Here is a 22,814-nt window from a genome sequence, read left to right on the forward strand (position 1 = left end):
TAAAAGGAGGATTAATTTGAAAGGGAAATATGTATTGGTGTTGTTGTTTGTTATGTTACTAGCAGCTTGTGGTCAAGTTGAGCCAAAAAAAGAAACAAAAAAAATAGAAGAGACGGTGAATGAAGTGAAAGAAACAATAGGGGTAACCGTTATACAAAGAAAACATAAAGAGAAAAAGTTGCAAGAATCAGAAGCGAAGTTAGTAATAGACATTTTGGATAAAGCTGAAAAACAAGAAATAACAGGAAGCTTCGGTGAACCTGAATATGAAATACACATTAGTAGAGATGGGAAAAAAGAAACTTATTATGCATGGTTAAGGGGAGAAGATAGACGAGGATGGGTGCAATATAAGAAAGCTATGTATATGTTGAATGAAAAAGATACGGAAAAGCTTTTGGATATATTTCCAAATGTCTCAGAACAAAAAGAAGATGAGATGCAGGTAAGCCCTTTAACGGAAGTAACAAAAAAAGATTTGCAGATTACCGCGTTTCATATTAAAACAGGCGATCAAAACGTGAATTATATGGTACGGTATACGATTTCACAATCACTATACAATAAGTTAGTGAAGGAGAAAGAATATTATTTGCAACTCAATTTTCCAGAAAAAGTTCAAAAATTAATTGGCGCAAAAGAGAGTGAAATGATTTTAGGTGAAAAAGTAAAGGAAGGGTATAAGCAATATGAATTGCATGCTACTGTGCAGGTAAAAAGCGCTTCAGAATCACAATTAAAATCATTAGAAACATATTACGAAAATTATGATTTGAAAATATTAAACAGTGAAAAAGAAAAAATAGGTTTGTTTCAAAATATAATTCAGATTGTTAAAGATTATGGTGAAAAAATGAATTTTCAAAGATAAAGTGAGACTTTAATTAGCCCTTACGGATTGGAATGAATGTAAACTCGTCAAATCTATATGGCCTTTCCTAGGAAATGATAATAGAGAGGGGAAAACACCCCTCTCTATTACTTTGCTTTTGTAGATGGCTCATTCATTGATTTTCGTGTAATAAGAAAAGAAATCATAAGAGCGGAAAGGATGACAAGGGCAATAAATACGTGATTGGGCAACAAATCTAATAATAATACGTAACTAACGGTATAAAAAATAAGAGTTGAAGCTAAAAACGATAGAGCACCTATTATAAGAGATTGTAAATTCATTTGTGTACACCTCCTTTTATTTATATTTTTGGCTTAAAATGGATTATATAAACATTATTTCTAATAATAGAAATAAATATGTCATAATAGAGAAAAGAACAAGCTTTGATGAATGAATATGATTCATTAATGAGAGATAAAGGAGAGGAATATGAAAAATAATAAAAAAGGATTATGGGGAATTATTGTTGCGATAGGTCTATTTTTACTGTCTAAGTTAAAGTGGGTATTTGCATTTTTTAAATTAGCAAAGTTTTCAACGGTATTTAGTATGTTTCTATCGCTTGGCGCATACGCAGTTCTATATGGTTGGAAATTTGGAGTAGCGCTCATTTATTTGTTGTTTGTTCATGAAATGGGCCATTTATGGGCTGCCAAAAGAAAGGGGATTCCAACATCGCCAGCAATCTTTATTCCATTTATGGGGGCCCTTATTGGAATGAAAGAGATGCCGAAAAATGCGAAAGATGAAGCTTACATTGCCTATATGGGTCCGCTTTTCGGACTTCTGTCATTTTTACCAGCGATACCGCTTTATATAATGACGAAAGAGCCATTTTGGGCGCTTGTTATTTTGCTTGGAAGTATGATTAATTTCTTTAATTTAATTCCCGTTTCGCCGCTAGATGGTGGGAGAATTATTTCAGTTGTCAGTACTAAAATTTGGGGAGCAGGCCTTATTTTATTACTTGGCTATTCAATTTACTTTAAAAGTATTTTGGGAGGATTTATTGTTATTATCGGTTGTATGGAGTTATATAGAGTAATAAAGAGAGATGAGCCGATTAAGGAATTAGGGCATAAAATTGATGGGATGAAAGAATATGTTACTAGGCTTGAAGAGGAATTAAAAGAAACGGGTGCTGTACATCGGACTATATATGTGATGCATCATGAGATGCATGCATTAAGACAAAGAGAACGGGAAAAAGAGTTACAAATAGGTGAACTTCAAAAAATGGAAGTGTTAGAGTATCTTTTACCGAAGTTCGAACCGTTAGATTATGTTCCATATGAAGATGAAAAAGATGAGTATACAATTCACATAAGGGAAGCATTTGAAGCGTCAGAAAGAAAATTAAATGAATGGAAAACAGAAAAGGAACAACAAGAAAACTATTATAAAGTGGATGCGAAAACGAAATGGACAGTATTTGCTTGTTATATCGGATTAATGGCTATACTCGGTTACACAGCTTATGAAGGATATATTGTTTTACAAGATTATTTGCCAACGAGAAATGTATAGAAAAACATTGTCGAAATGATAGGAAGAATTAATACAGGAATTATATTTCTACGAGAGAATGTTACATGTATAGTCATACGTTGTAATATTTTTAGTAGAGAAGGAGTTCTGTATATGAAGAAATTGTTAAATGTATTTGGAATTATTATCGTGATGATCATGGCTAGTTATAGTCTTATGAAAGTGCTGTTACATTATGCGAATAAGCCTGCTGAGGTAAATACAATAGCTCAAATAGAAGATGTGCAAGAAGAGACAAAAGTGCTAGATTTTATTCGAATGACACATGAAAGCTATAATAATTTCTTAAATTACGGTAAAGCAGAGAATTATACAGACGGGGATTGGAATCAATTTAAGCAATGGTTTCAACAACAAGAACAATCTTTAAAAAATATACATACGGAAATAAAGAATGAAAAAATAAAACGCGATGTAAATAGAAGCTATGAAATTGTAAAAAAAGGTGTGGAATTTCAAAATATTGAGTATGTAGTGTATGCCCACCGTGTATATCATGACTTGGATATTATCGTAAATAAATATAGAGGTGAAACGAATATCTGGGGGTATACGGAGTTTGGCGATGGGAAAGATATAAAAGTAATTGAACAAGCTATACAAACAAAATAATAAGCTAGCTAGAATTCTAGTTAGCTTATTTTGTTTTGTAAATGCAATGTTCATATATTATTCACAAAAACACCGTGTTAATAGTGATTAAAATCACAATCTGCATTATAAGATTCAGTTAAACTAAAAACAGTTAAGGAAATAGAGGAGTGGGATACAATGTTAAGTGCAAAAACAATTGAAATCGTAAAGTCAACAGTACCATTATTACAAGAAAAAGGTGTTGAAATTACAACGAGATTCTATCAAATTTTATTTTCGGAACATCCGGAGTTGTTGAATATTTTCAACCATACGAATCAGAAAAAGGGAAGACAACAACAAGCGTTAGCGAATGCTGTTTATGCAGCTGCAACGTACATTGATAATTTAGAAGCAATTATTCCAGTTGTAAAACAAATTGGTCATAAGCATAGAAGTTTAGGGATTAAAGCTGAGCATTATCCGATTGTAGGTACATGTTTACTACGTGCCATTAAAGAGGTCGCAGGTGCACCTGATGAAGTTTTAAATGCATGGGGAGAAGCATATGGTGTCATTGCTGATGCATTCATTAGCATTGAAGCAGAGATGTATGAAGAAGCTGCACATAAAGAAGGTGGATGGAAAGACTTCCGCAAATTTGTGATTGTTAAAAAAGTGAAGGAAAGCGATGTTATTACGTCATTTTATTTGAAACCTGAAGATGGAGGGAAAGTTTCTTCATTCATCCCAGGTCAATATGTAACGGTTCAAATCAATATTGAAGGTGAGACATATACACATAATCGTCAATACAGTTTATCCGACGCTCCTGGGAAAGAATATTATCGTATTAGTGTAAAAAAAGAAAAAAGTGTAGATACACCAGACGGTAAAGTGTCTAATTACTTACATGAACATGTAAAAGAAGGAGATGTTTTACCAGTAAGTGCACCAGCAGGAGATTTCGTGTTAAATATGGATTCAACATTACCAGTTGTACTAATTAGTGGTGGAGTAGGGGTTACACCGATGATGAGTATGTTAAATACGTTAATTGAACAAGATTCAAAACGTAATGTATATTTTGTTCATGCAGCAATAAATAGTAATACACATGCAATGAAAGAACACGTTAAGGCAGTAGAAAATGAATATGAACAAGTTAAAGCATATACTTGTTATTCTGCACCGACTGAAAAAGATTTAGAAATGAAGAACTTTGATAAAGAAGGTTACATTGAAAGTGAGTGGTTAAAAACTATTATTCCGACAACTGAAGCAGAATTTTATTTCTGTGGTCCAGTAGCATTTATGAAGCATATAAATGCTGCACTAACTGATTTAGGTGTGAAACAAGAGCATATTCATTATGAATTTTTCGGCCCAGCAACAAGCTTACAATAAGCAAAAAAACGAGGTATTTATTTTACCTCGTTTTTTATTTGTTCTCGTAATAAACGGTTTACTGTTTCACGGCGTATACCTATCAGTTGGCCAATTTCGGTTTGTGTTAATATTTCATATATAGGAATGTCACCTAAATATAGGGTGAACCATTCTTGTAAACGATGAAGACGTTCTTTCGGAGAGACGGTTGTCAATTGATCAATTCGTTGTTGCATCATTCTTAATTTAGATTGCAATTGCATAGCGATGTTAGCATACGATTCGGGATTTGCTTGAAGTCTCTCGTACCATTCATTACTAGTGATCGGTTCCACTTCTGTTTTTATTAAAGCGATAGCTGTACCGTGATATTCTTTCGGCGAAATTAAAGAATGATGAGGTATCGTTTCACCTGGAACGATAATGTTGAATAAAAATGGTGTTCCGTCTTCTTCTAGCCGAACTACTTTTAATAAGCCTGTTTTTATAAAGTATAAAGGACCGTCCTCGCCTTGACGGAATAGTACATCTCCTTTGTGTAGAATCAATGTTAGCCCCCCATTAATATGTTTCTATTTCTTCTATTTTAGCGTATATGTATATAGACAATATGCTATTTCAACAGCAATTTCATTGACGAAATGTATGCTATTACAGTAGTATACTATTTAGTGTGTAATAGTACTAGCAATGAATACGCTGTAGGGGGTTTAGTATATTGTTAGATGCGATGAGAATGACGGATATGAGAATTCCGGCGAATGCTATCATTCATGTAGAAGAGATGAAAGGTGGAGTCGTTTTATCCGTTGAAGTAGACGGCCAAATTATTTATACGATGGCTTATGATGAAGAAACAGATAGTTATGCTGAATTATATGATCGAAACGATAAGAGGGCGTGCCAAGTACATGAAGACTTCATGGGATGGTCACTTCTTCATTAAAAAAGATGTCAATATGACATCTTTTTTTATTAAATCGATAGAATATACAAAGAAATGAAATATAAGGATAAAATTTGTAATAATTGATTTTGCATTGTTAGCGCTCTGTAACTGCAAGTGAACTATTTTTTCGCTATCATAAAGATAACAGTCGCAGTTATAGGAGTGGTCAACTTGAAGAAAGTACATATTTCAAATTATATGTTATTATGTGTTTGTTTAATTTTATTTGTTCTCCTCGGAGGATTTTTATATTCATGTGTATAAGAAAAACGCATTCTAAAAAGAATACGTTATAAAAGGGAAATAATGATTAATCTAGTTCCAAGAATAATTAACGTAATACGTAATAAATTAATTACGGCATTTCCACTTAGTTTTGTATTAATGTAAGCCCCGATTTTTCCGCCGATCCATGCACCCGGAATCAGGATTAATGCATAAATCCAGCTGACATTTCCAAGTGAGATGTGAGTTGCAGAACTTACAATTGCTGATAGAAATACGATGAACATTGAAGTTGCTACTGCAATATGTGCTGGGAATGCAAAAAGAAGCATCATTGCTGGAACAAGTAAGGCACCGCCACCAATTCCAAATAATCCAGATATAAACCCAACTATAAAGGCGATAAAGATAGCAAGAAACGGTGGGAATTGGTAGTGTACAGTATTTCCATCATTATCTGTAAAAGAACGCTTAATTACAGACGTATTTGAGAGGGAAAGAGGTTTTAATTTGTCTCGAAGCATAAGTAGAATTGAGACGAATATAAGGAAAATCCCAAAGTATAAAGAAAATGTGTCTTGGTTTAAAAATTTATTTGCCCATGATCCAATAATACCACCAGGGCCGCTTCCGATAAATAAAATAAGTCCACTTTTATAATCTACTCGCTTATGCTTCATGTAAGTAAGGGTGGAAGATAGTCCTGTGAAAACGACTGTTACCATAGAAGTCCCTACTGCAAGTTGTGGTGATAAACTGTGTAATCCAATTAATAACGGAACAATAATAATTCCGCCTCCAAGCCCAACTAGGCTGCCGACTGTTCCGGCGATTAGTCCGATGAAAAGTAACATGATGTATTCCAAAATTGCCAACTCCTCTAAATAACTTATCCACCAATTATTATACACGCTTTTTAATGAGAAATAGGCTTGTTCACAAAAAAGTCGTCTTCCTAGAAAAATAAGGAAGACGACTTTTGATTAGAAAACAAAATGTAATAGGTAGTAAAACAGAGCAGCTAAAGAAGCTGAAATAGGAAGTGTAATAACCCATGTAATTAACATACGTTTTGCAGTTCCCCATTTTACCCCTTTCACACGGTGAGAAGCACCAACCCCTAAAATAGAAGAAGAGATAACGTGCGTCGTACTAACCGGTAAGTGAATGAATGTTGCACCGAAAATAACAAGTGATGATGATAAATCGGCAGCTACACCATTTACAGGACGGATTTTCATAATTTGTCCACCGACAGTTTTAATAATTTTCCATCCACCGACAGAAGTACCAAGCCCCATTGCGATAGCACAAGATAATTGTACCCAGAACGGGATATCGCTAGAAGTATGATAGTTATTAGCCATAAGAGCCATCGTAATAATTCCCATTGCTTTTTGTGCATCATTCGTACCGTGTGTGTAGGCTTGTAATGCCGCAGTGAAAATCTGGAATATACGGAAGTTCTTATTCGTTTTCGTTAAGTTAAAGTTTTTAAATACTACTTTAAAAATACTGTATACGATATAACCAATAACGAAAGCGATAATCGGTGAAATGATTAAAGCTTCAATAATTTTAATAAATCCTTTAAGATTTAGCGAGCTAATCCCAGCGGCCGCAATTGCTGCACCTGCGATTGAGCCGATAATTGCATGCGAAGAACTACTTGGAATACCGTAGTACCAAGTAATTAAGTTCCAAGCTATTGCCGCAAGCAAAGCAGCTAAAATTACAAGAGAACCATTTTGTAAGGCGAATGGATCAACGATATCTTTTGTAATCGTTTTTGCTACACCTGTAAATGTCATTGCGCCTAAAAAGTTCATAATAGCCGCCATAATAATGGCATGTCTAGGCTTTAGAGCTTTCGTTGAAACAGCCGTTGCAATAGCGTTTGCTGTATCGTGAAATCCATTGATAAAGTCAAAAGCTAAAGCGCAAATGACTACTAAAACGGTCAGTATCAAGAGTGTATCCATGATCAAACTCCTTACGCGTTCTTCATAATAATTGTTTCTAATACGTTTGCAACGCTTTGACAGCTATCAGCTACTTCTTCAAGCTCTTCGTAAATCTCTTTAAATTGAATAATCTTAATCGGATCTTTTTCACGAGAGAATAAGTTCTTAATCGCATGACGGCGAATATCATCACACTGTGATTCATAATCCTTAATCTTAATCGCATTTGTACGAATGTCGACTAATTTTTTGTTAGACATTAATTCAACAGAGTTTGCAATCTCAATCGCACATTGATTAATTGCTTCTACGAATTTAATCATGTATTCATCAGCTTCTGTAATAGAATACATTTCGAACAGACCAGCACTGTGATCTAATCCGTCTAATACATCATCCATACTCATTGCAAGTTGTAGGATGTCCTCACGCTCAATTGGAGTGATAAACGCTTTGTTTAACTCCATAATGATTTCGTGAATAAATGAGTCACCTTTTGACTCATACTCTTTCATGCGCATAGAAAACTCTTTTAAATCGCTAGCATTTTTAATTTTATACTCCACGAAAAACTGCGCGCCTTCTTTTAAATTTTCGGAAACATTCATTAACATTTCAGAAAATTTATCTTTTTTTGATTTAAAGACCATTATTGTTACCCCCACAAAAGTAATATATGTAAAATATATTGGCTAATCAATTCTAACAAAAAACTGTCGTTTTTTAAAACATTTTATCGAAAAGTTTACAAAAACTTAACATAACTCTCGTTGTTCTATTAATAATATTAATATCCAATAGTGAATATCTTACTTGTAGAATGTCCTTTTCTTGCAAAAAGTATGAATGCAAAAGAAAAGCTTTACACTATAGGAATGACTACGTTATTATAATAAATTTAAAAGGCGGTATATTCTTCCTTTTAAAAAGAAGAGTGTAAATAAATGAAGGAAGTGAACGAATGAAATTGAAGAACACTCATTTTAAAAAAATGCTTGAGTGGTTCAATAAGAGGAAGAAACTTCGTAATTCATTAATTGTATTGGGAAGTGTATTCGTTACTCTATTTATTGCTGTAAATATAATAATTTCCATTCAAGACATATCTGAATTAAAACAAGCTGTTCCACAACCGACTTTAATTTATGATGCAAATAATGAGGTTGCAACAAAATTAGCTTCTTCAAAAACAGAAGGCGTTAAAAGAAAAGATATTCCTGATATTATGGTTCAGGCAATTGTTGCAGTAGAAGATAAGGAATTTTTTAACCATCATGGTATTTATTATAGTGGAATTATAAGTGCGGTTTTTAAAAATATTACAGCAGGAGAAGTTGTAGCTGGGGGAAGTACAATTACACAGCAGCTTGCGAAGAATGTATTTCTGACACAAGACCGCACATTTTCGCGTAAAATAAAGGAATATTTTTTAACAAAAAAAATAGAGCGTACGTATACGAAAGATGAAATTATTGAAATGTATATGAACCAAATTTATTTTGGTGAAGGTGCTTGGGGTATAAAAAGGGCGGCTAAATCTTATTTTGATAAAGATGTAAAAAATTTAACAATTTCAGAAGCTGCAACGATTGCGGGCTTAATTAAAGCGCCGTCTGCGTATTCACCTTATAAAAACTTTAACAAGTCAATTGAAAGACGTAATGTTGTATTAAGTTTAATGAAAGAGCAAGGGTATATTTCTGACGAACAGTATAGTAAAGAAAAAGAGAGCGGACTTGTGTTAAAACGAGGCGTTGATGATAAATACAAGGGAAAATACTCTCAATATGTAGACTATATTGTTAGAGAAGCGATGGAAAAGTACGAATTAACACAAAATGAAATTTTAGCGGGTGGTTATCGTATCTATACAGAGCTTGACCCGAAAAAACAACAGGCTGTAGAAGACGTTGTGAATAATGATAGTTATTTCAAAGATAGTGGCTCAGACCAACTTATGCAAACGGGTGTAGTTCTTATGAATCCAAAAACAGGTGGTGTACCAGCTCTAGTTGGAGGCAGAGGGCCGTATCAGTTTTTACAGTTTAACCATGCAACGCAATTAAAAAGACAACCTGGCTCAACGCTAAAGCCTTTGGCTGTATATGTACCAGCGTTAGAACAAGGATATGAAGTATACGATATATTAAAAGATGAACCATTTAACATTAAAGAATATAAACCACAAAATAGCGATCATACTTTTCACGGTGATGTGACAATGTATGAAGCTGTGGCAAAATCGTACAATGTTTCGGCTGTGTGGCTATTAGAACAAATTGGATTAGATAAAGGATTGAAATCTTTAGAGCGATTTGGTATTCCATTAGTACCAGAAGATCGTACGTATCCGATTGCTTTAGGCGGTATGCATGTGGGGACATCTCCATTTGTAATGGCTCAAGCATACAGTACATTTGCAAATGACGGTGTCCAAGTGGAAGCTCATGCAATTAGAGAGATACAAAATGCTGAAGGTGAAACGATTGGAAAGTGGTATAAGAAAGAGACACGAGTGACGAGCGAGAAAATTTCTCAAAAGATGACATATTTATTAAAAGGTGTTGTGGAAAAGGGAACGGGCGAAAAGGCGAAAGTTACTAATGTTGATACAGCAGGTAAGACAGGAACTACTCAAATTGTAAATGGCCCGAGCACCGGTGCAAAGGATTCATGGTTTGTTGGATACACACCAGATTTGGTAGGTGCGATTTGGGTAGGATATGATAAAACAGATAGCGATCATTATGTTCCAGGTGGTAGTCAAATTACGACGACAATGTTCCGGGATATTATGAAAAAAGCGAACGCAAATCCAGCTCAAAAAGCGTTCCAGTTATCGCTCATATCTGAGGCTGATTATAAAAAACAATTGACTACAATAGAAGAGGAAAAACGAAGAAAAGAAGAAGAGAAGAGAAGAAAAGAAGAAGAACAACAACGAAAACAAGAGCAACAAGAGTGGCTTGATAAAGTGAAAGAATGGATTCCTTCATTTTGGTAAAAGAAAGAGGCGAATAAAGAAATTCGCCTCTTTTTTTGTATGAAAACAAAATGAAATTTTAATCGGTAGAGATTTTTGTCTATCTTAATTAGCTATTAATCCATATCCGTTGAGATACATAATATTACTCGTTAAGTATAATATTCGTACTGCCAAAAGATTCGGAATCGTATGTGACGATTATTTTGCCTTTACTAATAGGTTCGTAAGGTAATTCCTCTTCGTAATTACCGTTATTTTCATTGTGGATAGAAAGTGTAATTTCATCGATTTTTTTATTTGTATACTGATCTTTAATCGTTTCAGCAATCTGAAGTAACGCCTCGGAACTAGAAGCTTTTGTAATAAGCATTCCTTTTATAACTTTTTTTTCATTCTTTGTGGCATTGGAATAAGGGATGTTGCTTTGTTTCGTATATAGAAGTTTGTATGGAGTAGTTTTTCTCTCTGCTTTTGATATAGTGGAATATTTTAGAGTTAAAAAACATCCTAAACATAAAATAATGCATACCATAAGTGCAAACCAAATGCGTATTAGTGACATAACTCTCATTTTCATCCCTCTTTCATATCTTTGACTTCACTATTTATCATACAAAATGAGGATTAAGATAGAGTAAATTTGAGGTAAAGAAACGTAAAGAAGGAGCACTTATCCTCCCAAATAAGTGCTCCTTTCTATATAAAGAGAGATTTAATGCACGGTTAAACGATACATATTATTATAAATATAATTTTCAAGCGAAAATTAGTAAATTCGGAATACAGATAGTGTTGCAGTTGTATCGCCCGTGTTAGGAATAGAAATAGTGTTTGCTGTAGGTTGTACAGAAATTGTTGTACCAGCTTGTAAAGTAACGATTGTAGAGAACGATACAGCACTACCGATAACGTTAGTTGAGAAATTACGAGTAGGTGGTTGGCCGTTGAATGAAATACCGAATCCAAACGGTGAAGAGCCTGGGAAAGTTGTAGACGCTGAGAAACTAATATCATATACGCCTGTTTCTAAAATTGTTAAAGTATCTGCAGTGTCATTGAAATTAATGTTATTTATTTCAAAAACTTGATTAAATTGGATATTTGTTCCAGGGGATATTGTTTGAGCATTGGAGTTTCCGATTGCCGCGATCGTTACAGGAATTGGGGTACCCGCTGGTCCAGTAGCACCAGTAGCACCTGCTGGTCCTTGAATACCTTGAGCACCCGTAGCGCCAGTAGCGCCCGCTGGTCCTTGAATACCTTGAGCACCCGTAGCGCCAGTAGCACCCGCTGGCCCTTGAACACCTTGAGCACCCGTAGCGCCAGTAGCACCTGCTGGTCCTTGAATACCTTGAAGCCCTTGAGGTCCAGTAGCGCCAGTAGCGCCAGTAGCACCAGTAGCACCCGCTGGTCCTTGAGCACCTTGAGCACCCGTAGCGCCAGTAGCACCTGCTGGCCCTTGAACACCTTGAGCACCCGTAGCGCCAGTAGCACCTGCTGGTCCTTGAATACCTTGAAGCCCTTGAGGTCCAGTAGCACCCGCTGGCCCTTGAACACCTTGAGCACCCGTAGCGCCAGTGGCACCAGTAGCACCCGCTGGCCCTTGAACACCTTGAGCACCCGTAGCGCCAGTGGCACCAGTGGCACCAGTAGCACCTGCTGGTCCTTGAATACCTTGAGGCCCTTGAGGTCCAGTAGCACCTTGAGCGCCCGCTGGTCCCTGAGCGCCTTGAGGTCCAGTAGCACCAGTAGCACCCGCTGGTCCTTGAGGCCCGGTAGCACCGGTAGCACCCGCTGGTCCTTGAGGCCCGGTAGCACCCGTAGCACCCGTAGCGCCAGTAGCACCTGTTGCTCCTCCGCCTCCAAGGCAACCTGATCCGTATTGAACTAGGATAGTTTGGATTTCTGTTATGAGTCTAACTAGTTTGTCGATCGTACAACAATCTACTTTGAATAACTTAGCGATATACAATAAATAATTAAGCAAGCTTTGTAGCTCAACGTATAATGCTCCACATGAGAAAGGTGTTGTTCTTAAAATAGTTAATAAATTAGCAATAATAGAATTTCCAATTTGTTTTTGTGCTGGGGATAAATCTAAGCAATTGAGGAATTTTTGTAAGTTATTTAGGGCAGCGATTAAGTTATCTATATTATTTTGAGAAGGGTTTTGAAAGACAGCTTGAATAGCTTGGCCAAGAGCTTGAAGAAGTCTAACGAATTCTGTAAGTTCGGACTTAGAGATGTTAATATAACTACAAGCTCTTACTTCGCAACAATCATTACCATAAAATACTTTTCCTTTATTTTTATTGTTCATCTTTTCATTCCTTTCTTTCATAGAATCAATAGTCATTACTATATATTAAAATGAAATTTATACTAAATTCGTAATGGACAAACTACCATTTATAAAAAAATAAGGAATTGGCCCACTTAGCAAAAAGTAAGTAAGGTATAGAAGGATTTATATAACGTAAAGAAGAAAAGTTCAACATAAAAAACTGCATGTCAATTGTTGAAGGATTAACAATTGGCATGCAGTTCGTGGATTGGATTTTATTTGTATTGATTTAATCTTTCAAGGGCTGTTTTAGGTAAGATTGGAATTGAAATAGTAAAAGTTGTACCATTTTCATTACTAGTCATTTTTAATGTACCGTTATGATTTTGAATGATTTTTTTCGTTACTGACAAGCCGAGCCCTGTACCGGAATCTTTTGTTGAGAAGAATGGATCAAAGATATATTCTTGAATGGCTCGTGGAATACCAGTTCCATTATCAGTGAAAGTAATACGGACAAAATTATCAAGGCGGTAACTAGCGATTTGTATAGAAAGTTTTTTTTCGCTTTGAGCATCGACAGCGTTCTGGAATAAGTTTAAAAAAACTTGTACAAGTTCATGACGATCAATATGAACTAATATATCATCTAATTCGGTAGAAAAATTATAATCAATTGAAATGTTATGTAAAAAGACTTCACTAGCTAATAACTGTTGAATATACTCACGTAAAAATGTATTAATGGGAAAGGGTTCTCTTTTAAATTCACGTGTTTTTGAAATAGATAAAAATTTTGTAATGATACTATTTGCGCGATCTAATTCAGGAATAAGTAAGTTTTTAAATAGTTCTTTATTAGATGGAGAAACATTTTCTTGTAAAAATTGTAAATATCCTCGTACGGTTGTAAGAGGATTACGTACTTCATGTGCAATACCAGCCGCGATTCGCCCTGCTAACGAAAATTTTTCTGCATCACGTTCTGTATTTAAATAATGAAAGACACTAATAACTCTAAAAATCTCTCCGTTATAATCACGAATAATTCGGTTATTTAAAATGCCATAGTTTTTGTCTAAAACTTCTTCATTGTATATTTCTGTGCCTGTTCTTAATGTTTCTAGAGCTTTAATTTTTTCTTCAGGCAATTTTAGTAATTGTTGAATTGGTTTTCCAATTATATCATTTCGTACTACACCAAAATCATCTGCAGCAGCTTGATTACATAAAGTTATATTTCCTTTATTATCAACAAAGGTTACATGATGTGAAAAAGCATCAAAAATATGAACAAAGTATGTTTCAAGTTGTTTAAATAAAAATAATGAGTCGCAAGTAAGTTGAAAATCGGCCTCTTTATTTTCTTTTTGTATGTTTTGAATGGAATGAGTCGATCTCGTTTTCTTTATTTGTAAACCAATATGTGAATTTTTATATGTGAAATGGTGTGGTAATTGATTTACAAGTTCTTCATAAAAACGTACTTTATTTTCTAGTTCTTCTATTCGTTTTTCATGAGATATAATATCATCGTTTGGAAGCATAAATAACCCCTCAATTTAAAAATTCTTCCATCTAGTATATCATATTTTTATACGGATACTCTTAAAGAAGAGACTACTTAATAAAATTGATTGGTCGAAGTGTTCAGTAATTGAGTAGAATGGATAGAAGGTGAAGTTAAAAAGGGAGGAATATATTTGCTTTTCATTGGAGTAACAGGGTGGGGAGATCATGATTCTTTATATATAGACGCCTATGAAAATAGAAATAAATTACGAACATATAGTGAGTATTTTCCTATTGTAGAAGTGGACAGTTCATTTTATGCGATGCAACCTGCACGAAACTATATAAAATGGGCAATGGAAACACCGAAAGATTTTTCTTTTATAGTAAAAGCATATCAAGGAATGACAGGACATATGAAAGGTGAAATTCCTTTTTCTACGTTCGATGAGATGTTTGATGTATATAAACAATCTATTCTTCCTTTAATTGAAGCTAGTAAATTAAAAACAATTTTATTTCAATATCCGCCATGGTTTGATTGCAAAAAGAAAAATGTAGATTTTCTTCGATATACGAAAGAAAAAATGGAAGGTTTACCATGTGCAATAGAATTTCGAAATCAAACATGGTTTTATCCAGAAATGAGAGATAAGACGTTACAGTTTCTAGAACAGGAGAAATGGATTCATACAATTTGTGATGAACCACAGGCTGGGATAGGTTCTGTGCCACTCGTGTTAGAGGTTACGAATTCAGACATGGCATTAATACGTTTTCACGGTCGAAATGTTCATGGTTGGCTTGATAAAGGGGAAAATTGGAGAGCGGTTCGCTGTTTATATCGCTACAACAATAAAGAACTGGAAGAATGGGTTGAACGATTAGAGCAATTAAAAAAGAAAACAAAGGATATATACGTACTGTTTAACAACAATTCAGGTGGGGATGCAGCAGATAATGCGAAACAGCTTATGAAAATGATGAACATTACATATGGTGAGCCGAAGCCGGAGCAATTAAATTTTTTTGAATGATAATAAACAAGAAAGGCACTGTACAAACAGGGGGAATGTACAGTGCCTTTCTATATGAAAAAGAGGGGTAACAATGTTACTGAGCGTTTGGTTGATTCATCAATTGTTGGCTTCATAATAAATGATAATGGTTATCATTATCATTGTCAATGGTTTTTCTAAAAATATATAAAAAACTTGTATATTTTAAATAGAGATAAAAAAAGAACAGCGATTAATGCTGTTCTTTTCCATTGACGAATTGTTGTAAATCAAAAGGAGTTATCGCTTGGATAAATTCTTTTGAGATAAGTGTTTGAACGAGAGTGCTCTCAGAGATAGAAGCACCTGTTTTCTTTTCATAAGCTTGTTTTAATAAATCAAGTTTTTCAGCCGTTTCTTTTGGTAATTCAATTGTAAGTGTGTTCATAATTTCTCCCCCTTATTATTAGAGTACCACTACAGTATAGGAGAGACAAGAAAAGAGAATATGAAATATAAAAAAGGTTACCAAATTTTCAAATGGTAACCTTTTTTATGTATAAGAGTTATTAAGCAATACCGATATACTTTAAAGTTTTTGATGGAGTACTGTGATCAAAGAAGTGTTGTAAAAACGCAATATCAACACCTGATTTGTATGCACAATAACCCCAAGTTTTTCGAAGTGTATGTGAGCTAATCCCTTCTAATCCAACTTCTTTTGCAGCTTTGTTTAAAATGTACCATGCATGTTGTCTCGTAATAGATTTTGTTCCTTTTTGAGATTTTAGCAATGGTTCATTACGTTTCCAAGTTTTACGTTCTTTCATGTAGTCTTCGATTGCGTGCTGTAAGTCTTCATTTACAGCAAACCATTTATGTTTCTTCACTTTTTCATTGTAAAATAAAATGGAATGGCGAACATTTTCATTTTCATCGATTACATCACTAACTTTTAATTGTAAGATTTCACTTACTTTTAAGCCAGAATTTACAGCTAATACGAATAATAAGCCATCACGTTTCGAAGATTGTAAAAGTATATTTTTGATAGTTTCTAATTGTTTTTCATTTTGAATAGGTTGTCCTGCTTGTTTCATTTCACGCACTCTCCTCTTTTATATGTGTAAAGGAAAGGATTAACTTGTTTCTTACTATAAAGGGAGAGTGTGAATTTCATGTGAACTCCTAGTGAAATTAAGACAAATTATTTGACTTCTTTTACTTTTTGTAAATTGAAATAGAATACAACACTGTTAGTCGTATTATACACACCGTACTCGGCATGATGAAGGTCTAAAATGTTTTTTACGATAGATAATCCAAGACCGGTACCTCCAGTGTGACGGCTACGTGATGCATCTAGACGATAGAAGCGATCCCAAATTTTTTCAAGACTTTCTTCAGGGATAGGGTTTCCTGTATTTTCGATTTCGACTTTTACGGTATCTTCTGCTTCTATAATGGAGACTTGTATTTTTTCTCCATCTGGCGTATAACGGATTGCATTACTTAGTAAGTTCACAACTACTTGCTCAATGCGACTGCGATTTGCTTTAACAAGTATAGAAGGGTCTGCATCGATGTTCACTTGTAAATGTTTTTCTTCCATGCTAAATAATAATTTTGTGTAGACTTGTTGCGTTAATTCACCGATTGAGAACGTCGTCATATCTAGTTTGTAAGTACCAGATTCCAACTTTGCTAATTCTAACATTTCAACAATCAGCCTGTTCATATTTTCTGTTTCTTCTAAAATAACATCAGTATAATACGAAGTATCCTTACTAACACCATCCTTAATTCCTTCTGCAAAACTTCTAATTACACTTAGCGGTGTTTTTAATTCGTGTGATACGCCAGAAATGAATTCTTTTCTTGTTTTTTCTAATTGACGTTCACGTTCAATATCTTGTTGTAACTTTGTATTAGCAACATTTAATCGATCGATTCGATCTTTTAAATTTACAGATAATGTATTGATACTGCCGGAAAGCCCGCCAATTTCATCGTCAGCTGTAACAGGTAATTTCTCGCTGAAATCAAAATTAGCCATTTTTTTTGTAACACGATTTATTTTAATTAATGGCTTAACAATGATTTTTGAGTAGTAGAAGGATAACAAAATAATTACGAGAAACACGATGATTAAGGCATAGACATAATAATCTTTTAAAACGAGCATTGCTTCATTAACAGGCTGCAAAGATGCTATCGCAAAAGCATATTCTGTAATCCTTCCATTTTCTATAATAGGTTTTACAAAGATACTATTTTTTATATTTTCTCCGCCATCTAATATGAAAGTACTTAATTGGTTCGAGTTAGAAGTGCCCTCTCTAATCATATCTGCAAAATATTGAACGGCTTGTAATGTTTCAATATCATTTGCAAGACGAACCTCAGCTTTGGATGGGAGCTGTAACTTAGTTATAACACCTGTAAAGATGATTCGAGTTGTAGATTTGTATCGGCTTGCAAGTCTGTTCTTAGAAGGGTTACCATTAATTGACTGAAAATCCGAATAGAAATGTTCGTTCTGCCATTGATTATAATTCGTTCCTAATTTTTGTGGTGTGATTATATTATTCTCTTGTACGACTCCATCAACATTGATTATTACATCTTTTTTTAAACCTAAATTTTCGAATTTATTATATTCTTCTGGTGTTAAAAGATTATTGAGTGGAATGGAATACTGTTTATTATTGTTGGGATTAAATACATCGATATAGTAATTGTTATCACTTTTAATAATACCGTTAGAATCCAAAAACTGCATATCTGCATTTGTTTTATCATGAAATTCTTGTTTTAGTTTTCTAACCTGCTCATAACTTTTATCACTTTTATCATAATTATCTACGAATTTTTCAAAAGCAGTTTGGACTGTTTTTACTTTTTTATTAATATAAAATTTCTCTAAAAATAGAGATTGTCCTAGGAAAAAAAGTAGGAATATGATTGTAAATAAAGTGGATGTTAATAAAAATAGTTTAAAGACGATACTTCTGTTTTTCACTGCGTCACCTCTTATGAGAAATACTGTAAATGATTTCTTTATTATAACAAACGTTACAAGAAAGTAGAGGGGAGAAATCTGTCTCTTTATAAAGTAGTTATTTATAAAAAGTCACATAAAAAGAACTCGCCAGACGTATGACAAGTTCTTTAGTGTATTATTGTTGAATTGCTGCATCTAAAGCGATTTCAATCATTTCGTTAAATGTAGTTTGACGCTCTTCAGATGTAGTTTCTTCGCCGGTGAAGATGTGATCGCTAACTGTTAATACAGATAATGCATTTACACCGTATTTTGCTGCTAATGTGTAAAGAGCAGTTGTTTCCATTTCTACTGCTAATACACCGTAATCTCCAAGTTTTTTAACCATGTCCATGCTTTCACGATAAAACACATCTGCTGTTAAAACGTTACCGACACGAACGTGTAATCCTTTTTCAGTTCCAGCATCATAAGCTTTCTTTAAAAGGTCAAAGTTTGCAGCTGGTGCAAAATCAAATCCTGGGAATGTTAAACGGTTCATATTAGAATCAGTACAAGCCGTCATTGCGATAATAACATCACGAACTTTTACATCTTTTTGAATTGCACCGCAAGTTCCAACGCGAATTAAATTTTTAACGCCGTAGCTTTGGATTAATTCGTTTACATAAATAGAAATAGAAGGAACACCCATACCTGTACCTTGAACAGATACACGTTTTCCTTTATAAGTTCCAGTGAAACCTAACATACCACGCACATTATTATAGCAAGTAACGTCCTCTAGAAATGTTTCAGCGATATATTTTGCACGTAATGGATCACCAGGTAATAGAATAGATTCAGCGATTTCGCCTTGTTTTGCTTCGATATGTACACTCATAAAAAAGTCCTCCTTATAATGTATTGATAGAAATCAATATCATTTGCATTATACACTACGAATCCTTTCAATTAAAATCTTTTTATTATTTGTAATATGTACAAAATAGGAGGATTTCATAAATCATAATCTAGAATATATATCTTAAGAAGTTTTGTATGAATAGAGACAATAAAAATGGTAGGTGATGTTTTGAAAAATCTTGTCATTGGGCTTATTGCGTTAGTACTTATTGTGGCAGGAGGATTTTACATAAAAAAATATCAAGAAAACGAAGAGACTGTAGGAGATGTTCAGGAAGTAAAGTGGGATGTTTCAAATGGAAAGGGAAATGAGAAAGTAGATATTGTATTTCAGTTGTTAAACAACAAGAATAATGAAATTCGTGGTGTAAATGATCAAATGAGGGCAGTGATTGTAGATGGACAGTTAAAAAACATACAACAAATTAAACCCACATTTGCAGGGAACGGGTCATATAAGTTATCTTCCAAAATAGCGAAAGACGAAGAATATACAATATTTTTATACGAAAACAAAAATAAGTCCGTAGAGTCATTCGCTAGGAAAGATTTTGGTAGAACGAAAGAGGAGAACAATAAGAAAAAAGTGAAATTTCCAATCGACAGTGTACTTACAAAAAAAATAGGAGAGTATGAAGTTTCTCTTTTATTTGGCGCATTACATCCGAATGAACCAGTTACGTTAACATTTCAGTTTCAAGCGAAAAAGGGTGGAAAATTGAAATTACATTCAGAGAGAGGGGAAGTAGAGTCACTCTATATAGTGGATGAAACGAAGGAGAACTTTTTATACGCTATGCCTGTAGATACGGATGAGCAATTACAATACCGGATTACATTTCCTGCCGAGGGCACGTATAAAATGTGGGGGAATTTCTATATAAATGGTAAGAAGTATGAAAAAGAATTTATTGTACAAGTTCAAAAAAGAAAAAACAGCTAAGAATTTAGCTGTTTTTTCTTTTTCCTATTAATTTTGTTACAGAGAGCATTGTAATTGGTAAAGAATGATTCTTCCTAAATGCTAAATATTTACCGCTCCATGCTGGTTTATATTTTTCTTTAAAATGTCGTAATCCGCTGAAACTATACGTATAGCGAACATTATTAAAGATCGCAGCAGCCACTCGTTCAGACCAGAAAGACTGTGTGGATAAACCAACATTTGAAAGTGGTGCCATACCAATATTAAAGGAGTGGTATTCATTTTCTTTTGCCCACTGGAATAAGTGGATGAAAATTGCGTCCATAATGCCGCTAGGCGCATCTGGGTAATATCGCATTAAATCGACAGATAATGATCCGTTTTGATATACGGGCATGAATGTTGTGAATGCAATGATTTTTCCATCCGCATCAGATAATGTTGCGATAGGAGCGCGACTAATATATTCACGATCGAAGTATCCGAGTGAAAAACCTTTCTCTTTTTTTCCACCAAGCCATGCATCTGAAACTTTTCTTAACTCTTCATATAATTCGTCGGAGAAAGGTGGCTCATGAATAGAGAATGTATAGCCTTCTCTTTCAAAACGGTTGAAAGTAGCTCGCATGCCAGCGCGTTTCTTTCCTGTTATTGTAAAGGTATTTAAATCAACAACAGCTTCTTCACCAAGCTTAAAGAAGTTATAACCAAAATCGTGATATAAACTCATCCATTTACTTTCAATTTGATAGAATACACAAATGTATCCAAATCGATCAGCCTCAGCTAAAAACTCTTGCAATACAGTACGATAGGAGGAAGGGTCTCCAATTGGATCACCTAGTACAATAAGTCGTTTTCCAGTTATTGAGAAGAGAATGAGTGCTTTTCCATCACTACTGAAAAAGAACTGTTTATCTCCTAAAAAACCTAAATGACTAAGTACATTTCCACCATGTTCATCTAAGAAGTTTTGTAATCGTTTATCATTAGCTGGTTGCCCGGGAAATTCATTTCGATAACGATTTGCAATGAGTGAACCAATTAGTAAAAAAGTAGGAACAAAAAAGGCAGCTGCTAATGCACTTCGTTTCACTTGTGTAATATTACGAACGACAAAATCAGGTTTGAAAGCTTCTTTTGCACCTGCAAATAAAATACCTAAGTTTTTATATAAATATAACGTTACAAGTAGGAATATAAAAACTTTTACGATATCGGAAAGTGAGACTTCCATTTTCTCACGTACAAACCTTTTACGAAGCATATACAATACGGCGAGTACGATTAATAAAATAAAAGTTTCTTCAACATCAATTCCTTTTAGTGTGTTAAAAATAGCCGCTCCAATTAAAGAAACAATCGTCATATAATAAGAACGTTTTGTTCCGTAATATATCCCCCGCGAAAGAATGAGGAGGAGAATACCGAATGTTAGCGATAAGCTAAAAGAAAATTGAATAAGATGTTTTGGAGCTAGAATATGTAAGGCGTGTGCCCGATTTATACTTGTTGGTAGAATGGTTGATAAAATAACCATTAAGCCAGCAAATACTGTTAAAGCAGCAGATGCCCAAGAACCTAACTTTCCTAGAAAGTCACGCTGCAAAGTCCATATAACACCAGTTGTCTCTAATGCAGGCGCAATAAAAGGTTTATCTTCAAACTTTTTAATGGCTACTCCTGTCATTTCAAAAGCTGCAAAAATGAGACCAAGGCAGAAGGGCAAGATGTAATAGACGAGACGATATAATAACATAGCAGGGAGTAAAACACCTGTATCGATGCCGTATTGCCCAAGCCCAGTTAAGAAGACAAGATCAAATGATCCAAGGCCACCAGGAACAAGACTAACGACACCAGCTAAAGCAGCAATAACATATACGCCTAAAAACTTTTGGAATTCGATTTCAATGCCAAATAATAGTAATATGACGTACATAACAATACCAGCAGATACCCATTCGACTAATGAAACTAATGAGTATAAAACAGTTGGGTTTTTCTCCTCTTCTTCTTGTTCCTCTGTTTGCGTCGCTTTTCTATTTTTTAATTTAGAAAATCCGATATATATAGGGACGAAAAGAGCGAAGAAGATAAGAACAGGCCATAGCCATGGTTTTTCATGCAGAATAAATCTCGTGTCTAATATTCCGATAAGACCAAGAAATGAAAGAATGGCTAATCCATTAATAAAGGCAGTTGTCATCCAAGCGATACTTTTAATAAGTTTTCCATTTTCTTTTATATATGGACGATAAAGCATTGTGCGTACGCCGGCCCCAACAAGACCACCAAACCCGATAAATCCATTTAAAGTATTAGCAATCCACGAGATACGGAAAATCTTTTGGACAGGGATATCAGCTTTTAAGTAACGAAGCATAACATAGTCATAAAAGAACATTGTTGATACAGCGAATGCACCAAGTGTAATTGCTAAAAACACTCCTCCGGTTGGAATGTTTTTAATTGTATCAATCGCTTCTAAAAAAGAAATGCCCGCTAGTTCTTTTTTTGCTTGAAAGAATACAATTGTTAATACAACAAATGGGAAGATAATTTTCCCGATTTGTAAGAAACGTTTCCATGAAAACGACATAAATACAACTCTCCTTGTATAAGAAAACTGAGACAATAATATTATTATGAC

Annotated in this window: 21 protein-coding genes; 8 read left to right on the forward strand and 13 right to left on the reverse strand. The window is 34.4% G+C overall.

Going from position 1 to position 22,814, the window contains the following annotated elements; all coding sequences use genetic code 11:
- Positions 1-16 precede the first annotated feature (16 nt).
- Positions 17-871 carry a YhfM domain-containing protein gene (locus tag CGQ22_RS17620; RefSeq protein ID WP_000677058.1) on the forward strand — a complete coding sequence of 285 codons (855 nt, stop codon included), beginning with the start codon at positions 17-19 and terminating at the stop codon, positions 869-871.
- Between the two features lie 107 nt (positions 872-978).
- Here CGQ22_RS17620 and CGQ22_RS17625 read toward each other — a convergent pair whose 3' ends face one another.
- A complete protein-coding gene (locus tag CGQ22_RS17625) occupies positions 979-1,176 on the reverse strand; it encodes a hypothetical protein (protein WP_001053357.1) in 198 nt (65 codons plus the stop codon).
- 151 nt (positions 1,177-1,327) lie between these two features.
- Between CGQ22_RS17625 and CGQ22_RS17630 the strand changes: the two genes are divergently transcribed.
- From CGQ22_RS17630 to hmpA, 3 genes are all read left to right on the forward strand, one after another.
- Positions 1,328-2,425 carry a site-2 protease family protein gene (locus CGQ22_RS17630; protein ID WP_000794471.1) on the forward strand — a complete coding sequence of 366 codons (1,098 nt, stop codon included), beginning with the start codon at positions 1,328-1,330 and terminating at the stop codon, positions 2,423-2,425.
- A 114-nt stretch (positions 2,426-2,539) separates the two neighbouring features.
- Positions 2,540-3,058 carry a hypothetical protein gene (locus CGQ22_RS17635; protein ID WP_000735212.1) on the forward strand — a complete coding sequence of 173 codons (519 nt, stop codon included), beginning with the start codon at positions 2,540-2,542 and terminating at the stop codon, positions 3,056-3,058.
- Positions 3,059-3,217: 159 nt separating this feature from the next.
- Entirely contained in the window at positions 3,218-4,426 is a 1,209-nt protein-coding gene (hmpA, locus tag CGQ22_RS17640) for an NO-inducible flavohemoprotein (RefSeq protein WP_000947332.1), read from the forward strand.
- Between the two features lie 17 nt (positions 4,427-4,443).
- Here hmpA and CGQ22_RS17645 read toward each other — a convergent pair whose 3' ends face one another.
- Positions 4,444-4,956 carry a Crp/Fnr family transcriptional regulator gene (locus CGQ22_RS17645; protein WP_000600582.1) on the reverse strand — a complete coding sequence of 171 codons (513 nt, stop codon included), beginning with the start codon at positions 4,954-4,956 and terminating at the stop codon, positions 4,444-4,446.
- 170 nt (positions 4,957-5,126) lie between these two features.
- On the opposite strand from CGQ22_RS17645, the gene CGQ22_RS17650 reads away from it, so the two are divergent.
- Entirely contained in the window at positions 5,127-5,354 is a 228-nt protein-coding gene (locus tag CGQ22_RS17650) for a hypothetical protein (RefSeq protein ID WP_000883009.1), read from the forward strand.
- Positions 5,355-5,647: 293 nt separating this feature from the next.
- Here the strand turns inward: CGQ22_RS17650 and CGQ22_RS17660 are convergent, their stop codons facing one another.
- The 3 genes from CGQ22_RS17660 to CGQ22_RS17670 form a co-directional block, all read right to left on the reverse strand.
- The gene (locus tag CGQ22_RS17660; RefSeq protein ID WP_000455762.1) at positions 5,648-6,448 is read right to left on the reverse strand and encodes a sulfite exporter TauE/SafE family protein; all 801 of its coding nucleotides are present in this window, start codon (positions 6,446-6,448) and stop codon (positions 5,648-5,650) included.
- Between the two features lie 117 nt (positions 6,449-6,565).
- Complete coding sequence (locus tag CGQ22_RS17665) at positions 6,566-7,564, reverse strand: inorganic phosphate transporter (RefSeq protein WP_000380272.1); 999 nt, start codon at positions 7,562-7,564, stop codon at positions 6,566-6,568.
- Between the two features lie 11 nt (positions 7,565-7,575).
- Complete coding sequence (locus CGQ22_RS17670; protein ID WP_000231449.1) at positions 7,576-8,196, reverse strand: DUF47 domain-containing protein; 621 nt, start codon at positions 8,194-8,196, stop codon at positions 7,576-7,578.
- Between the two features lie 311 nt (positions 8,197-8,507).
- Here CGQ22_RS17670 and CGQ22_RS17675 point away from each other — a divergent pair, with 311 nt between their 5' ends.
- On the forward strand, positions 8,508-10,550 hold the full coding sequence (locus tag CGQ22_RS17675) for a transglycosylase domain-containing protein (protein ID WP_000769237.1): 2,043 nt from the start codon (positions 8,508-8,510) through the stop codon (positions 10,548-10,550).
- A gap of 124 nt (positions 10,551-10,674) precedes the next feature.
- Here the strand turns inward: CGQ22_RS17675 and CGQ22_RS17680 are convergent, their stop codons facing one another.
- The 3 genes from CGQ22_RS17680 to CGQ22_RS17690 form a co-directional block, all read right to left on the reverse strand.
- Entirely contained in the window at positions 10,675-11,103 is a 429-nt protein-coding gene (locus tag CGQ22_RS17680) for a hypothetical protein (RefSeq protein ID WP_001265550.1), read from the reverse strand.
- Between the two features lie 195 nt (positions 11,104-11,298).
- Positions 11,299-12,852 carry a Gly-Xaa-Xaa repeat protein gene (locus CGQ22_RS17685; RefSeq protein ID WP_139032729.1) on the reverse strand — a complete coding sequence of 518 codons (1,554 nt, stop codon included), beginning with the start codon at positions 12,850-12,852 and terminating at the stop codon, positions 11,299-11,301.
- A 239-nt stretch (positions 12,853-13,091) separates the two neighbouring features.
- The gene (locus CGQ22_RS17690; protein WP_000937259.1) at positions 13,092-14,363 is read right to left on the reverse strand and encodes an ATP-binding protein; all 1,272 of its coding nucleotides are present in this window, start codon (positions 14,361-14,363) and stop codon (positions 13,092-13,094) included.
- 156 nt (positions 14,364-14,519) lie between these two features.
- Here CGQ22_RS17690 and CGQ22_RS17695 point away from each other — a divergent pair, with 156 nt between their 5' ends.
- Entirely contained in the window at positions 14,520-15,365 is an 846-nt protein-coding gene (locus CGQ22_RS17695; RefSeq protein ID WP_000897332.1) for a DUF72 domain-containing protein, read from the forward strand.
- Between the two features lie 214 nt (positions 15,366-15,579).
- On the opposite strand, the gene CGQ22_RS17700 is transcribed toward CGQ22_RS17695, so the two are convergent.
- The 4 genes from CGQ22_RS17700 to deoD form a co-directional block, all read right to left on the reverse strand.
- Positions 15,580-15,774, reverse strand: a complete 195-nt coding sequence (locus CGQ22_RS17700; RefSeq protein ID WP_001094860.1) for a DUF3924 domain-containing protein — start codon at positions 15,772-15,774, stop codon at positions 15,580-15,582.
- 121 nt (positions 15,775-15,895) lie between these two features.
- The gene (locus tag CGQ22_RS17705) at positions 15,896-16,426 is read right to left on the reverse strand and encodes a tyrosine-type recombinase/integrase (RefSeq protein ID WP_000806236.1); all 531 of its coding nucleotides are present in this window, start codon (positions 16,424-16,426) and stop codon (positions 15,896-15,898) included.
- Positions 16,427-16,533: 107 nt separating this feature from the next.
- Entirely contained in the window at positions 16,534-18,348 is a 1,815-nt protein-coding gene (locus tag CGQ22_RS17710; protein ID WP_000797512.1) for a sensor histidine kinase, read from the reverse strand.
- A 157-nt stretch (positions 18,349-18,505) separates the two neighbouring features.
- Entirely contained in the window at positions 18,506-19,213 is a 708-nt protein-coding gene (gene deoD, locus CGQ22_RS17715) for a purine-nucleoside phosphorylase (protein ID WP_000110707.1), read from the reverse strand.
- 177 nt (positions 19,214-19,390) lie between these two features.
- Here deoD and CGQ22_RS17720 point away from each other — a divergent pair, with 177 nt between their 5' ends.
- Positions 19,391-20,179 (forward strand): hypothetical protein, encoded by a 789-nt coding sequence (locus tag CGQ22_RS17720; RefSeq protein ID WP_089149044.1) that lies wholly within the window; start codon positions 19,391-19,393, stop codon positions 20,177-20,179.
- A gap of 4 nt (positions 20,180-20,183) precedes the next feature.
- Here CGQ22_RS17720 and mprF read toward each other — a convergent pair whose 3' ends face one another.
- Positions 20,184-22,763 (reverse strand): bifunctional lysylphosphatidylglycerol flippase/synthetase MprF, encoded by a 2,580-nt coding sequence (gene mprF, locus CGQ22_RS17725; RefSeq protein ID WP_000010848.1) that lies wholly within the window; start codon positions 22,761-22,763, stop codon positions 20,184-20,186.
- Positions 22,764-22,814 lie beyond the last annotated feature (51 nt).

It is taken from the genome of Bacillus sp. M13(2017) (assembly GCF_002218325.1).
Taxonomy (GTDB): domain Bacteria; phylum Bacillota; class Bacilli; order Bacillales; family Bacillaceae_G; genus Bacillus_A; species Bacillus_A thuringiensis_K.